The 14,610-nt window shown below is 66.4% G+C and carries 14 protein-coding genes; 3 read left to right on the forward strand and 11 right to left on the reverse strand.

Features of this window, described 5'->3' with window-relative positions:
* Positions 1-4: 4 nt before the first annotated feature.
* Complete coding sequence (locus P5703_RS05160) at positions 5-1,642, reverse strand: NAD(P)/FAD-dependent oxidoreductase (RefSeq protein WP_234493045.1); 1,638 nt, start codon at positions 1,640-1,642, stop codon at positions 5-7.
* A 245-nt stretch (positions 1,643-1,887) separates the two neighbouring features.
* On the opposite strand from P5703_RS05160, the gene rlmE reads away from it, so the two are divergent.
* The gene (rlmE, locus tag P5703_RS05165; RefSeq protein ID WP_013983571.1) at positions 1,888-2,508 is read left to right on the forward strand and encodes a 23S rRNA (uridine(2552)-2'-O)-methyltransferase RlmE; all 621 of its coding nucleotides are present in this window, start codon (positions 1,888-1,890) and stop codon (positions 2,506-2,508) included.
* Positions 2,509-2,939: 431 nt separating this feature from the next.
* Complete coding sequence (locus P5703_RS05170) at positions 2,940-3,779, forward strand: bifunctional allantoicase/(S)-ureidoglycine aminohydrolase (RefSeq protein ID WP_013983570.1); 840 nt, start codon at positions 2,940-2,942, stop codon at positions 3,777-3,779.
* 82 nt (positions 3,780-3,861) lie between these two features.
* Here the strand turns inward: P5703_RS05170 and P5703_RS05175 are convergent, their stop codons facing one another.
* The 4 genes from P5703_RS05175 to P5703_RS05190 form a co-directional block, all read right to left on the reverse strand.
* The gene (locus P5703_RS05175; protein WP_045633819.1) at positions 3,862-4,677 is read right to left on the reverse strand and encodes an alpha/beta fold hydrolase; all 816 of its coding nucleotides are present in this window, start codon (positions 4,675-4,677) and stop codon (positions 3,862-3,864) included.
* Positions 4,678-4,830: 153 nt separating this feature from the next.
* On the reverse strand, positions 4,831-5,718 hold the full coding sequence (gene yghX, locus P5703_RS05180; RefSeq protein WP_279641225.1) for a YghX family hydrolase: 888 nt from the start codon (positions 5,716-5,718) through the stop codon (positions 4,831-4,833).
* 109 nt (positions 5,719-5,827) lie between these two features.
* Positions 5,828-6,835: a ribonuclease Z gene (locus P5703_RS05185; protein WP_170934334.1), complete on the reverse strand. Its 1,008-nt coding sequence runs from the start codon at positions 6,833-6,835 to the stop codon at positions 5,828-5,830.
* A gap of 69 nt (positions 6,836-6,904) precedes the next feature.
* Positions 6,905-8,440 (reverse strand): type IV pilus assembly protein FimV, encoded by a 1,536-nt coding sequence (locus tag P5703_RS05190; RefSeq protein WP_279641226.1) that lies wholly within the window; start codon positions 8,438-8,440, stop codon positions 6,905-6,907.
* Positions 8,441-8,746: 306 nt separating this feature from the next.
* On the opposite strand from P5703_RS05190, the gene P5703_RS05195 reads away from it, so the two are divergent.
* Positions 8,747-10,060: a CitMHS family transporter gene (locus tag P5703_RS05195; RefSeq protein ID WP_279641227.1), complete on the forward strand. Its 1,314-nt coding sequence runs from the start codon at positions 8,747-8,749 to the stop codon at positions 10,058-10,060.
* 82 nt (positions 10,061-10,142) lie between these two features.
* Here the strand turns inward: P5703_RS05195 and P5703_RS05200 are convergent, their stop codons facing one another.
* The 6 genes from P5703_RS05200 to P5703_RS05225 form a co-directional block, all read right to left on the reverse strand.
* The gene (locus P5703_RS05200; protein WP_279641228.1) at positions 10,143-11,306 is read right to left on the reverse strand and encodes an acetyltransferase domain-containing protein; all 1,164 of its coding nucleotides are present in this window, start codon (positions 11,304-11,306) and stop codon (positions 10,143-10,145) included.
* 195 nt (positions 11,307-11,501) lie between these two features.
* Positions 11,502-11,918 (reverse strand): VOC family protein, encoded by a 417-nt coding sequence (locus tag P5703_RS05205; RefSeq protein ID WP_011914041.1) that lies wholly within the window; start codon positions 11,916-11,918, stop codon positions 11,502-11,504.
* Between the two features lie 17 nt (positions 11,919-11,935).
* Positions 11,936-12,355 carry a YciI family protein gene (locus P5703_RS05210; protein ID WP_243364310.1) on the reverse strand — a complete coding sequence of 140 codons (420 nt, stop codon included), beginning with the start codon at positions 12,353-12,355 and terminating at the stop codon, positions 11,936-11,938.
* A 120-nt stretch (positions 12,356-12,475) separates the two neighbouring features.
* Entirely contained in the window at positions 12,476-13,225 is a 750-nt protein-coding gene (locus tag P5703_RS05215; RefSeq protein WP_218421740.1) for a CPBP family intramembrane glutamic endopeptidase, read from the reverse strand.
* Between the two features lies 1 nt (position 13,226).
* Complete coding sequence (locus tag P5703_RS05220; RefSeq protein WP_014597338.1) at positions 13,227-13,781, reverse strand: COG3904 family protein; 555 nt, start codon at positions 13,779-13,781, stop codon at positions 13,227-13,229.
* 77 nt (positions 13,782-13,858) lie between these two features.
* Positions 13,859-14,566 carry an MOSC domain-containing protein gene (locus P5703_RS05225; protein WP_170799140.1) on the reverse strand — a complete coding sequence of 236 codons (708 nt, stop codon included), beginning with the start codon at positions 14,564-14,566 and terminating at the stop codon, positions 13,859-13,861.
* Between the last annotated feature and the right edge of the window lie 44 nt (positions 14,567-14,610).

The following is a 14,610-nucleotide window of genomic DNA, read 5'->3' on the forward strand; positions in this document are numbered from 1 at the left end:
GCGCTCAGTGGCTCTGCACGGCGGTCTGCTCCGCTTCCGCCAGCATCGCCTTGGCCAGCGCCTCGGCGACCTTGATGCCGTCCACGCCCGCCGAGAGGATGCCGCCGGCGTAACCCGCGCCTTCGCCGGCCGGATACAGGCCGCGCAGGTTGAGGCTCTGTAGTGTTTCGCTGTCGCGGGTGATGCGTACCGGCGAGGAGGTGCGGGTCTCGATGCCGGTGAGCACCGCGTCAGCGCGATCGAACCCGCGGATCTGCTTGCCGAAGGCCGGCAGCGCTTCGCGGATCGCCTCGATGGCATATTCCGGCAGCGAGGGCGCCAGATCGCCCAGGCGCACGCCTGGCTTGTAGGACGGCTCGACCTCGCCGAACTCGGTCGACGGCACGCCGCGAATGAAGTCGCCTACCAGTTGCCCGGGCGCGCAGTAGTCGCTGCCGCCCAGCTCGTAGGCGCGAGATTCCAGACGCTCCTGCAGCTCCACGCCGGCCAGCGCATCGCCGGGGAAATCCTGCTCTGGGCTGATGCCGACGACGATGCCGGCGTTGGCATTGCGCTCGTTGCGCGAGTACTGGCTCATGCCGTTGGTCACCACGCGTCCCGGCTCCGACGTGGCGGCCACCACGGTGCCGCCCGGGCACATGCAGAAGCTGTAGACCGCGCGGCCGTTCTTGGCGTGGTACACCAGTTTGTAGTCCGCGGCGCCCAGCTCCGGATGGCCGGCGTACTTGCCCAGACGGGCCTGATCGATCATGCCCTGCGGATGCTCGATGCGGAAACCGATGGCAAACGGCTTGGCTTCGATATGCACGCCCTGGCGATGCAGCATACGGAAGGTGTCGCGGGAGCTGTGGCCCAGCGCCAGTACCACATGGCGGCTGCGAAGTGTCTCGCCATTGGCCAGCACCACGCCTTCGAGCTGGCCATCCTCGATCACGAGATCGGTGACCCTGGTCTCGAAGCGTACCTCGCCGCCGAGGGCGATGATTTCCTCGCGCATCGCGGCAACCACGCCGGTGAGGCGGAAGGTGCCGATATGCGGCTTGCTGACGTACATGATCTCTTCCGGCGCGCCGGCGCGGACGAATTCGTGCATCACCTTGCGCGCGTAGAACTTCGGATCCTTGATCTGGCTGTAGAGCTTGCCGTCGGAGAACAGACCGGCACCGCCTTCGCCGAATTGCACGTTGGATTCCGGCGTCAGGGTCTTCTTGCGCCACAGCGCCCAGGTGTCCTTGGTGCGGCGGCGCACATCCTTGCCGCGCTCCAGCACGACGGGCTTGAAGCCCATCTGTGCCAGCAGCAGCGCGGCGAACAGCCCGCAAGGGCCGAAACCCACCACCAGTGGTCGCTCGGTCAGATTGGCCGGTGCCTGGCCGACCGGGTAGTAGCGGGTATCCGGCGCCGGACGCACGTGGTTGTCGTCGGCGAAGCGCGCCAGGACTGCCGCCTCGTCACGAACCTCGACGTCGAGGATGTAGATGAACAGGATGACGCTGTTCTTCTTGCGCGCATCGTAGCTGCGCTTGAACACGCTGAAGTTCAGCAGGTCGGCGTCACTGATGTTTAGACGCTTGACGATGGCCTGGCGCAACGCATCGGCGGAATGATCGAGGGGCAGGGACAGTTCGGTGATGCGAATCATGGCGGTAATCCTGGCCGGTGACTCCGGCAGAGGAAGCAACGAGAGGGAGCGTGAGGCGCGGATTGTACCGGCGGCAAGCACGCCTGTCAGGCGGCGCCTACGCGGTTCCCCCGGGGCAGGTGCTGCGCCCGGCGCCCGCGGCCCGGCATTATCGGCTTATAATCGCCGCCAATTTGCCCGACAGTTGCGCAGGGTCCTGCCTGTTGGCGCGCGTCTTACCTTGATTCTCCGTGGTTGGCTCTATCATGAAACGATCCAAAAGCAGCCGTCGTTGGCTGGATGAACACGTCAACGATCCCTTCGTCAAACGCGCGCAGAAGGATGGCTTGCGCTCGCGCTCCAGCTACAAGCTGATCGAGCTGAACGAGAAGGACAAACTGATACGCCCCGGCATGCTGGTCATGGATCTCGGTTCCGCGCCTGGCGGCTGGTCGCAGGTGGCCGGCGGAATCGTCGGCGAGAAGGGCAGGGTGCTGGCCACCGACATCCTGCCGATGGGCGGGCTGGATAACGTCGATTTCGTTCAGGGCGACTTCACCGAGGACGCCGTGTTCCAGCAGATTCTCGACATGCTCGACGGCCGGCAACCCGACCTGATCGTGTCTGACATCGCGCCGAACATCAGCGGCGTCGCCGCTGCCGACCAGGCTGCCTCGATGTACCTGGTGGAACTTACCCTCGACATGGTTCGCCAGGTGCTCAAGCCCGGCGGCAATTACGTGGTCAAGGTGTTCCAGGGCGAAGGCTCCGACGAGTTTCTCAAGGACGTGCGCAGCTCGTTCGAGAAGGTGGTGATCCGCAAGCCGGAGGCGTCGCGCCCGCGTTCGCGGGAGGTCTATCTGGTGGCCAAAGGCTTCAAGGGCTGACTGTTCGGCGTGACGCAAAGGCGGGTCCGAAGGCCGGCTGCCGCTGTTGAGCGTTCTGGCGGTGCACGGTCTCGAGGAATGCGGATGCGCTTGTCGATCCCTTCTCATCCATGATTTTTCAGTTCCTCGCGTCTCCGCGCCATAGTCGATGGCGTCGAGTCGCGTAGGTAGGCGGCGTAGCCATTCTTCCTGGCCATCGGCGGCAACTTCGAAGCTGCCCGGTTGGCCATTCCATCCAGCAGATGACCTCCCCACCAGCGCCGCGGCGAGTTCAGCGCGCCATATGCCATGCCGCGTTACTCGTGGGCATCGGGCGCAGAAAAGATTGTATACAATCTTTGACCATTCACATCTTCCTTGTATACAGTTGGCTTTCCATCCACCCGGCTTGCGGTTGAGTATCGGCAAGCCCTCCATCCACCTGGAGAACCATGGCAAGCACAACGTACTACGTCCCCAAGGGCGGACATCCCGAGCAGACTCAACTGCTGACCGATCGTGCAATGTTCACCGAAGCCTATGCAGTCATTCCCAAGGGCGTGCTGCGCGACATCGTCACCAGCCACTTGCCCTTCTGGGACAACATGCGCATGTGGGTGCTGTCCCGTCCGCTTTCCGGCTTCGCCGAAACCTTTTCGCAGTACATCGTGGAGCTTGGCGCCGGCGGCGGCAGTGACCGGCCGGAGCATGACCCGAACGCCGAGGGCGTGCTGTTCGTCGTGGACGGAGAGTTCTCTCTGACGATCGAGGGAACCCTCTACGACATGCGTCCCGGCAGCTATGCGTTCATACCGCCTGCTGCGAAATGGAGCGTGCGCAACACCGGAGCGGCGCCGGTACGTTTCCACTGGATCCGCAAGGGCTATCAGGCCGTCGAAGGCTTGCCCTACCCGGAGGCCTTCGTGACCAACGAGAACGATATCGAGCCGATCCCCATGCCGGGTACCGATGGCAAATGGGTGACCACGCGCTTCGTCGACATGAGCGACATGCGCCACGACATGCACGTCAACATCGTCACGTTCGAGCCGGGTGCGGTTATCCCCTTCGCTGAAACCCACGTGATGGAGCACGGCCTCTACGTCTTGGAAGGCAAGGCGGTGTATCGCTTGAATCAGGATTGGGTCGAGGTCGAGGCGGGCGACTACATGTGGCTGCGCGCGTTCTGTCCGCAGGCCTGCTATTCCGGCGGCCCGGGCAAGTTCCGCTATCTGCTGTACAAGGATGTGAACCGACACATGGACCTGGGTCGTTTCAACCAGCGGGCCTGACCTCCAGCGCCTTCGCCAGCGGCGAAGGCACCCTGCCTACCCTCGCGCGCAAACGCTCTGCTGCGTCTATGCGCGCAGCGAGCTAGCCGATCCGCTGCAGGAACCGTTCGATCCGCTCCAGCACCTGTCCCGGTTGCTCTCGATGCGGAACATGGCCCACCCCTGAAAGCAGCGCCTGTTCGACCTGACCGCCGGCGTGGTCGGCGATCAGCTGCGGGTGGCGTTCGGAGCCGAACTCATCATCATCGCCATGGATGGCAAGGCTCGGACAGCCGACCGCAGGCAGCGCGTGGGCCAGCGTCCATGTGGCGAAATCCGGCGCCAGCCAGGTATCGATCCAGGCGCTCAGGACCCAGTCACTGCGCTCGCCGTGATAGCGGCGCAGACGTTCGCGTTGCGCGGGGTCGGCGAACCAGGCCCTGGCCTGGCGGATGCCTGAGAGCGTGCGCTGTTCGACGAAGGTGACCGCCGACATCGTGATCATCGCCTGGCAGGCTTCGGGATACCGCGCGGCGCAATGCACGGCCATGCTGCCACCGACGCTATGTCCGAGCACCACGAAGCGGTCGATACCCAGGTGTGCCAACACTCGGGCGAAGCCTTGCGCAGCTTCGTCTTCGACGAAGGTGGGTGCCGGCGGAGTGGTCAAGCGGTCGGAGCGGCCGAAGCCCAGCCGGTCATAGGCGACCACTGTTCGACCGGTTGCCTGGGCGAGGGCGGATGGGAAGTCTTTCCACTGTTCGATACAGCCGAGCGACTCGTGCAACAGCAGGATCGGGGCGTGGTTCGGGCGCAGCGCGTCGCGCTCCGGGAACCAGCTGCGGACGAACATCCGGCCGTGGCTGCCGTCGATCCACAGATCGGTCGGGCCGTCGCCGAGCAGGGTGCTGATAGTCATGGCGCTTTCCTGGAGCGGGGCGGAAGGCATAGCTGTACTGTTCTTTTACGTAAACGTCAACATGCGCGGATGAATGTATCGACCATGACGCCTCGGCTCGAACTCACCGGGTGTGGCACAGACCGGAAAGCGGCGACGAAAAGGCCGTCGCAGTCAGTTCAGATGGCGCTGGAACCAGGCAATGGTGCGTTGCCACGCCAGCTCGGCTGCCGGCTCGTCGTAACGCGGCGTGCTGTCGTTGTGAAAGCCGTGGTGGGTGCCGGGGTAGATATAGGCCTCGTAGGGCTTGCCGGCGGCCTTGAGTGCGGCTTCGTAGGCGGGCCAGGTTTCGTTGACGCGCTCGTCCTGTTCGGCGAAATGGAACAGCAGCGGCGCGCGGATATTCTCCACATCCGCCGGGTCCGCCTGGCGGCCATAGAACGGCACGGCGGCGCCGAGTTCGGGGTAAGCCACCGATGCGGCGTTCGCCACCCCGCCGCCGTAGCAGAAGCCGGTGATGCCGACCTTGTCGCTGGTGGTCTCGTGGGCCATCAGCCATTCGATGGCGGCGAAGAAGTCGTTCATCAGCTTCTGCGGATCGACCTGAGCCTGCAGTTCACGGCCCTTGTCGTCGTTGCCGGGGTAGCCGCCGACCGAACTCAGGCCGTCGGGCGCCAGGGCGACGAACCCGGCCTTGGCCACGCGCCGGGCCACGTCTTCGATATAGGGATTGAGGCCACGGTTCTCGTGCACGACGATGATGCCCGGCACCTTGCCCTCGGCCTTGGCCGGGCGCACCAGATAAGCACGGACCTCGCCGTGGCCTCTGGGCGAGGAATAGCGGACATACTCGGCGACGATGTCGGGGTCGGTAAAGGCGATCTGTTGCGCCAGCGCATAGTTGGGCGTGAGCGCGTCGAGCACGGCGACCGCCGTCATGCTGCACAGGGTGAAGGCGGCGGCGCGGTCGAGGAATTCGCGGCGGTTGAGTTTGCCGTGCACGTAGAAATCGTAGAGCTCGAGCAGTTCGGGGGCGAAGTCTCTGGCAGTCAGACGTTCCATCGGCGGCTCCTTCGGTGGGGCGAAAGATGGCAAGGCGGTTGCGCTGGGTGGCAGCAGCCAGTGTAGACAGCCATGTCAGCACCGGTGCGGTTGCTGACGATTTACCGGTTCAGGCCCTGGATTCGCCGTCGCGGCGCGGCGGGCGCGAAGTGGACGGCGGTTCGACGACCGTCAGCAGACCATCCTTGCCCAGATGCAGGCGCAGGTAATCCTCGGCGAGCAGCAGCTGGCCGGCGTAGAGCGCAGCGGCTTCGGCGCGCAGGTCCTCGATCGAATGGCCGCGGCCGACGTGCTTCTGATAGCGCGCGCTGAAGTGGGTCAGCACCAGGTTGGGCAAACCGACCGCCTGGGCGAAGCGCGCCACGGTGGCGGCCGTGCTGTGGCCGAAGTCGTTGCGAGCGTCGTTGGCCACGGCCTCGGTGTAGGTCGCCTCGTGCACCAGCAGCTGGGCATCGCGGCAGGTTTCGGCCAGCAGGTCGGGGCGGTCGTTGTCGCCCCCGACGACGATGCGCCGCGGGCTGCGGCTGAAGCTCAGGTAGTCGTGGCTGCGCAGCACGCGCCCCTCGTGCTCGATGTCGAAGCCGCGCGCCAGCTGGCCCCAGAGCGGGCCGCGCGGCACACCGTCATGTTCCAGACGATCGATGTCCAGCCGCGGATCGGGGCGCGCCTCGCTGAAGCTGTAGCCGTAGCAGGGCACGCGATGGGACAGCTCGGTCGCCTCGATGCGCATGTTCGGGCTGCGCCACTCGCCCAATGTCTCGACCGCATGGAAGTCCAGCTCGTAGCTCAGCCAGCTCTGACTCATGCTCAGGGTGGCGCGTACCCAGGTCTCGATGCCCTGCGGGGCGATGATCGTCAGCGGCGCCTTGCGCCCCATCATGCCTGCGCTGGCCAGCAGGCCGGGCAGGCCGTAGCAGTGGTCGCCATGCACATGGGTGATGCAGATCGCGCGCAGGTCGTGCAGCGACAGCGGCGTGCGCAGCAGACGATGCTGGGTGCCCTCGCCGCAGTCGATCAGGTACCAGGCCTTGCCGGTCTCTTCCAGCAGTGCCAGCGCGCTGACGTTGCGCGCGCGGGTCGGGGTGCCGGACGAGGTACCGAGAAAGAGCAGGTCCACGGGCATGTTCTCCAAAGGGGGCTGGCTAGTATGCCGTACGACCGGGGGAGCGGTCCCGGGGTTGCGTCCTCAGGCGCTGCGGGCGAGCTGCTCGTCGATGAAGCGGTCATCGTCGGGGCGGTCCAGCAGGGCAGTCAGCAGGCCGCTGGCGCGGTTGACCTCACCACGGTCGATGCAGCCGATGGCCTCGTTGAGCCGCTCGCGCCATTGGGCGTCGGTTGCCGGCGCGATGCCGATCAGCTCGTCCAGATCCGTGGGCAGGCTGAGGATCATGTCATCCAGCGACGGCATTGGTTGTACCGGTGCCGCAACGGGGGCCGGCATGTCAGGACCGTGGCCGAGGTATTCGTCCATGGTCATTTCCGTCACGACCGGCACCTGGCGCTGGAACGGGTTGATGTCCGGGAAGGACGCTTCCGCCCGCTTCACGCCGGCCGGTCGGGCCTCGACCATGATTGCCGCCGTGGCGGCTGCGCTGGCGCGCCGACGCTGTAGCAGCAGGCCGCCCAGCAGGAACAGCACGGGAAGGGCGAGCAGCCAGGGGCTGGCGAGGCTGTCCGGCTGGGCCGTCATAGCGGGCGCGGCAGGCGCGGGAACCGGGGATGCGGGTGCCTGGCGCTCCACGCTGACTTCACGGGGCACCGGCGCGGTGACGACGGCAGATTCCGCGGCGAGCGGGCTGGTCTCGCGTTGCGCCAGGCTCCGCTGTGCTTCGGCGAGCAGGCGATTCTGCGCATCCATCTGCGCCTGCAGGCTCAACACCTGGGCTTCGAGTTGGCTGAGCACATCCACCAGCCCGGGATCAGCTGTCACTGGCGTCTCCCGCGCGGTGTGCTCGGGAGGAGGTATCGCTGCGTCGGCTTCGCGAGGCGCGGCGGCCACCTGGGTCGTCGGCCTGGGCGTGGCATGTTGCAGTCCGTCCGGCAACAGCAGATCGGCGCCGACCCGCAGGCGGTTGCGGTCACCGCCGATGAAGGCGTCCGGGTTGAGTGCGTAGAGGCCGGCCATCAACGCTTCGTGCGAGCCGACAGCACGGCCTTCAAGCCGCTGGGTGATGGCCCAGAGGCTGTCGCCGGGCTGGATGCGATACCGCGTGCCCTGTTCGACCGCAGGCAGCACGCGAGCGCGCGGCGGTTCCACGGGTGGCGCGCTGACGATGGCCGGTGCTTGCGGCTGGGCACGCGGCAGCGCCGGCAGGTCGGGCTGGTACAGTGGCGGGTCGAGCAGCAGGGTGTACTCGCGCAGCAGCTGGCCGCCCGGCAGGCTGAGCTCGACGATGAAGTTCAGGTACGGCTCGTTCACCGGTGCGGCGGAGCTCACGCGGATCCGCTGGCCGTTGCCGTCGAGCGCCGGCACGAAGCTCAGCTTGGCGAGGAAGTCGGGCCGCTCGACTCCGGCGCGGGCAAACACGTCGCTCGGTGCCAGGCGCACCTTGATGTCATCGACACCCAGTCCGCGCGCGTCAATCAGCTCGATGTCAGCCGTGAGCGGCTCGGCCAGCGCCGAATGCAGACGGATCTCGCCCAGCCCGATGGCGCTGGCCAGGGGCGTGTAGCAGGCGGCGAGCAGGAGCAGGGGCCAAACGGCAAGACGAAAGGACGACATAAACATTCCGGGTGCCAGCAGGGCTGTGGCCGACGGTGCCGTGCAAGGCAGCCGGGCCGTGCGGGGGCTTATGGCAATTCGGCCGGCCCGCAGCGGGCGCTGCAATCATCATGACTCGTATGATGGCATTTTGCTAGCCACTTCACAGTTTTCGGATCGGCGGCGGCTGATTCACGCGTGCGACACATCAGCTCACAGATGCCGAGGGCACCCCCGGCACGGCTAAAGGTTGCTGAAAGTTTTGTTTCGTAGCCTCCCGCTCCCCCCCGCTGCTTCGGCCGGACAAGAATAAAGAGGAGGTAAGCTGTGTTGACCCTGATTGGTCTGTTGACCATCTGCAGCCTGGTGGTGCTGCTGCTCGTAGGACGGATGGCGCCCATTCTGCCGCTGATTCTGGTACCGCTGGCGGGCGCTTTGCTGGCCGGCTTCGGGCTGGAGGCCATCACCGGGTTCTTCACCGACGGCCTCGGCAAGGTGATCTCCATTGCCACGATGTTCGTCTTCGCCATCACCTTCTTCGGCGTGTTGCAGGACACCGGACTGTTCCGCCCGATCATCGGAACCATGGTGAGGCTGACCCGCGGTAATGTCATCGCCGTAACGGTGGCCACCGCGTTGATCGGCATGCTGGCGCACCTGGACGGCGCGGGCGCGACCACCTTCCTGCTGACCATTCCGGCACTGCTGCCGCTCTATCGCAAGTTGGGCATGAGCCCTTATCTGATGTTGCTGCTGCTGGCGCTCGGTGCAGGCATCTTCAACATGGTTCCCTGGGCCGGCCCGCTGGGGCGGGCCGCGGCGGTGACCGGTATCGAGGTCACCGAACTGTGGCGGCCGCTGATCGCCATTCAGGGCGTCGGCGTGGTTCTGCTGGTGGCGCTCGCCGTCCTGCTTGGTCGGCGGGAGCAGCGGCGTATCGCCTCAGGGGCTGGCGGTGCGGATGCCGGCGTACTGGTCGAAAGCCACCACAGCCTTCACGAACCCACCGAAGAAGAGCGCGCCCTGGAGCGGCCGGGCCGACTCTGGATCAACGGCGGGTTGTTCCTGCTGGTGCTGATCTCGCTGTTCGCCGGCGTGCTGCCGGCCGGCTACATCTTCATGATCGGTCTGTCGCTGGTGCTGCTGATCAACTACCCCGGTGGCAAGGCTCAGATGCAACGCATCGCGGCCCATGCGCCCGCCGCCCTGAGCATGGGCATGATCATTCTGGCAGCGGGCTCCATGCTGGGGATATTCACCGGTACGGGCATGCTGACTTCCATCGCCCAGGATCTGGTGCAGGTCCTGCCCGCCTCGGTCGTGCCCAGCCTGCACATCATCCTTGGCGTCTTCGGCCTGCCGATGGAGCTGATGCTGAGCACCGATGCCTATTACTTCGGTCTGCTGCCGGTGACGCTGGAAGTGGTGGCGAGCCATGGCGTGGAGCCTGCCAGCGTGGTGTACGCGATGACCATCGGCAACATCATCGGCACCTTCATCAGCCCGTTCTCGCCCGCGCTCTGGCTTGCGCTTGGCCTGGCCGGTCTGGATCTTGGCCGGCACATCCGCTACTCGCTGTGGTGGATGTGGGGCTTCTCGCTGGTGCTGTTCGCCGTGGCCTGGGCGCTGGGGATGTTCTGAGCCCGTTCGCCAGCCGCGCACCGCACTGCAGCCGTCGACTTGCGTCTGAAGGCTGCCGATGCGGCGCGCATGAGACCCGAGCTTACAGGTACTTGAGCCAGGCGATGTCCCGGCGCAGGGCCTTGAGCTCGGCAAACCAGCGCACGGCCGGGTACAGCGCCACGGCCAGCACAACGGTCCACAACCACAGCGGCCAGACCGCCTCGAAGCCGAAGTGGCTGCCACGGTTCAGGCCCCAGATCGCCACCGCGGCGAGGTAGAGCAGCTTCAGCACGTAAAGGTGCAGCAGATAGAAGAACATCGGCGCTGCGCCGAACACCGTCAGCGGGCGCAGCCAGGCGCGATCCTGGCGGCGCTCGAAGTGGCGCAGCAGAAGCAGGCCGGTACCCAGGGTCAGGCAGAGGAACAGCAGCGACGGCGGATATTTGGTGATGTTCAGCAGGCTCATCAGTGTCCGCAGTCCATCCTCGCCAACCACCCAGGGCTGCTCGCCGTAACCGTTGATCAGGCGTAGCAGAACGAACAGCAGCAGCGCGGCCCTGCCCCAGTTGGCGAGGTTGTGCTGACGGCGTTCGGCATCGGCGTTGCGTCCGAACCAGGGGCCGGCGGCGTAGCCCAGGGCGATCACGCCGATCCAGGGCAACAGCGGGTAGGAGGTGCGCAGGCGCAGGCTGTCCGAGACCTCGAGCCAGCCGCGATCATGCAGGATGGCCCACGGCAGGTGCATGGGTGATCCGACGGGGAAGTGCAGCGGATCGAGCAGGTTGTGCCCGCCGATGATCAGCAGTCCGAGCAGCACCAGCCACGGGCGCGGCAGCCAGAGCAGCGCCGAGAGGGCGAGCATGCTCAGGCCGATGGCCCAAATCACCTGGAGGTAGATGACCTGCGGCGGGAACTGGAAGGTCCAGGCGAAGTTGACCAGGGTGAACTCGAGCGCCACCAGAAACAGCCCGCGCTTGAGCAGAAAGCTCGACACCGCGTGGCGGTCCTGATGCTTTTCGCCATAGAGGAACGCTGATAACCCGGTCAGGAAGATGAATACCGGTGCGCACAGGTGCGCCAGGGTGCGGCTGAAGAACAGTGCCGGCTCGGTGACCGCCACGTCCATCGGATCCGGCACCTGCATGTGCAGCAGAAAGGTTTCGCGGACATGGTCCAGCAGCATGAACAGAATCACCAGGCCGCGCAGCGCGTCGATGGATTGAAGGCGCGCCGCAACGGGCGAGGTCAGGTCGGGGGCGGGCATGCACGGCTCATGGCAGAAGTTCGCGGACAACGGGCGCGGAGGCCTTGAGGACGTAATGCCTCTCGGCCTGGGTACGGCGGCGCCCGGCAAGGTGCGATACGTTATAACAAAAGTGCCGTGCATCCAAACGCCTGTCCGTCCCGCGCGCCGCTGTGCTGCTTCGGGGGCGACAGCGGCGCGGGGGCGAGGCTGGCGTCACTCGCAGTTGACCATCCAAGACAGACCGAAGCGGTCAGTCAGCATGCCGAAACGCTCGGCCCAGAAGGTCTTCTCCAGCGGCATGATCACCGTACCGCCTTCGCCCAGGGCAGCGAACAGCTGCTCGGCCTCGGCCACGCGGGTCGGGTGCAGGGAAATCGAGCAGCCCTTGATGCCTTCGTACGGTCCTCCGCCGCAGGTGTCTCCGGGCAGCGTGTCGGAGGCCATCAGCGTGCTGTCGCCGAGGTTGAGGCAGGCATGCATGATCCGCTCGCGGTACTCGGCGGGGAACTGCTCGGCATCCGGCGCCTGTGCGAAGGTCATCAGCTCCAGGGTGCCGCCCAGTACCTGCTGGTAGAAGGTGAAGGCCTCGCGGGCATTGCCGTCATAGGTGAGGTAGGTGGAAAGCTTCATCTTCGTGCTCCTTGCTGTCAGTGGCTGAGTTGCGCACGCAGGCGTTCTTCCTGCTCGCGCAGTTCGGGGGTGAACTCGGCGCCGAAGTCTTCCGCTTCGAAGACCTGGCGGATCTCGATCTCCGCCTCGCCGATGGCGGACGGCGGGCAGCGCCTGACCCAGTCGATCGCCTCCTGCAGCGAAGCGGTCTGGAACAGCCAGAAGCCGGCGATCAGCTCGCGGGTCTCGGCGAACGGGCCGTCGATGACGCTGCAGCGCTCGCCCTCGAAGCGCACCCGCGCGCCCTTGCTGCTGGGCTGCAGGCCCTCGCCGCCGAGCAGCACGCCAGCGTTGGCCAGTTCTTCGTTGTAGCGGCCCATGGCCGCAAGCACGTCCTCGCCGGGCATCTGGCCGGCTTCGGTTTGCGGTGTGGCCTTTATCATCACCATGAAACGCATCGGTCGACTCCTTCGTTGGATGGAAAGGAGCCTAGACGGGGATGTCGGGATTTCCGCTGGCTCCGATCATTGGACGAACGGGCGCGGGACAAATCGACAGGGCGGTGGAAACTTTCCGAATCAGCGCAGCGGATAGCTCAGCAGGAGCAGATGCAGGCAGTTGAGGAGGCCATGCAGTGACACCGCCACCCATAGCCGGTCGCCGGCACAGTGAAACGCCAGGCCGTAGCCCAAACCGGCCAGGCCGGCGAGCAGGGCGAAACCGGTCCCGAAGGGCAGATGAGCCGCGCCGAACAGGATCGCTGCGAGGCCGATGCCACTGGCCGCGCCGAAGCGACGGACCAGTTCACGCTGCAGCAGAGCGCGAAAGATCAGCTCCTCGGCGAGACAGGTGACGGCCAGATTGACGGCCAGCCAGGCGAGGAACTGCTCCGGCCACTTCGGCTGCCAGGCGAGGACGCCGCCGGCCACCGCCAGCAGCGGCACGGATGCCAGGCACGCGCCCGAGACCAGCCATGTGCATCGCTTCGAGCGCCAGGCTGCGCGCGGCTGGCCCAGCCACCAGGCGAGCAGCAGCGCGGCGACCATGGCCTTGTCCGGGCTGAGCCGCAGTTGCCAGGGCGCCGCACCGCCCAGGTCCTGCGGCGGCCCCAGCGGCAAGGGGTTGAAGCCGGGCAGCAGATGCGCGGCCAGCACAATGGCGCCGATCAAGGTGGTTGCCAGCCACGGCAGCCGTGGCAGGTACGGCTCGGCCAGCAGCCAGCCGGCGAACGCCAGCACGAGCAGCGCCCCGATCGGCTCGATCAGGCCGAGTGCCAGACCGCTCAGCAGTGTGGCGAGAGGGAGGCCCAAGGGCAGCGCGGCGCGCACGTCACTGCAGCCGGTAGCGCGCCAGTTCACGGGGCGTCAGCAGGCGCATGCGCCAGGGATCGATCTGCTGCATGTCATCGGCCAGCCGCGGGTTCACGCCCATGTCGCGCAGGTAGGCCTGCGGCGTGCGTCGCGGCCGCTGGCCGATGGACAGCGCCGACTCGCCGTTGGCGAGATAGGGGCGATGCAGGCCGACATAGCCACGTATCGTGCGTTGTCGACCGGCCGCCAGCAGGTAGATGCAGCTGCCCTGGCAGACCGCGCTTGCCGGCACCAGCGCATCGAAGCCGGTTTCGCGCAGCAGGTAGCCCATGCGCATGGCCTCCGCGGCGCTGCCGCCGATGTTGTCGAGGATCAGCAGCTTGCGCGCATATTTGCCGGGATGGGCCATGATGCCCTTGAGCAATGCCTCGTAGTCGCCCGGCGCGATCTGCTCGGTAACCCGAGCCACCAGTACCAGCCCCTGGTCCTCGTGCTCCAGCGGCAGCACCTCGACCTTGGCGTGGGCGGTGCAGGCGAACAGCGCCAGGGCGCAGAGGGTGGCAAGGCGGAGCATCGAGCAGGCGGTCCTGTTGTGGGAGGTGGCGAAGATACCTGCCGCGCCGGCTTTCGCCTACTGCCTTTGCATGTTGCTCAGCCGGCCGGCTGCTCGGCGTTCGCCAGGCCGTCGAGGCGCTTGCTCCAGTCTTCCACCGCGTTGTTCTGCAGCCTGCGTTCGACGAGCGTGCGCCAGTTCGGCACCAGCGGCAGTTCGGCCAGTTCGAGCAGGTCGGCGCGCTCCAGCGGTCGGCGGTAGAGCACGTCCATCACCCGCGTCAGAGGCCAGCGCGGGTAGGCGCGCTGCTCCAGCAGCAGTGCCTGGCCGACTTGCAGCTCGCCGGGCTCGAGCACCTGGTAATACCAACCGCACAGGCCGCTTCGCTGGACGCGCAGCGACATGTCCTGCACGCCGAAGCGGTCGTTGAGCTTCCAGCAGGGCTGGCGGGTCTGCGCCACCTGCAGCAGCACGTTGCCACAGCGCAGCACGTCGCCCAGACAGAGGTCGGCCTCGCCGAGGCCGGTGGTGCTGATGTTCTCGCCGAAGGCTCCGGGCCGCTCGAGCAGCGGCGAATGGCCGAGCTGAGCACGCCAGTGGTGATAGTGCTCGAACGGGTAGTGATGCAGCGCCTTGTAGATCCCGCCATGCACACGGCGATCGCCCTGTTCGTCGCCGGCGAGCCCTTCGCTGCCGACCGCCACCGGCCCGGCAGTGGGCTGCTTGGCGATGGCGCTGTGGCTGCCGGGGCGGGTGAAGGGCACGGCTGTGCCGACGAGCAGCTGTTCGATCCTGGCCAGTTGCATGCGGGGCTCCTTGCTGAAGGCGGCTGGCGAAGCGCCGATTGTGC

Origin of the sequence: Stutzerimonas sp. FeSN7, assembly GCF_030263795.1 — a bacterium.
GTDB lineage: Bacteria > Pseudomonadota > Gammaproteobacteria > Pseudomonadales > Pseudomonadaceae > Stutzerimonas > Stutzerimonas stutzeri.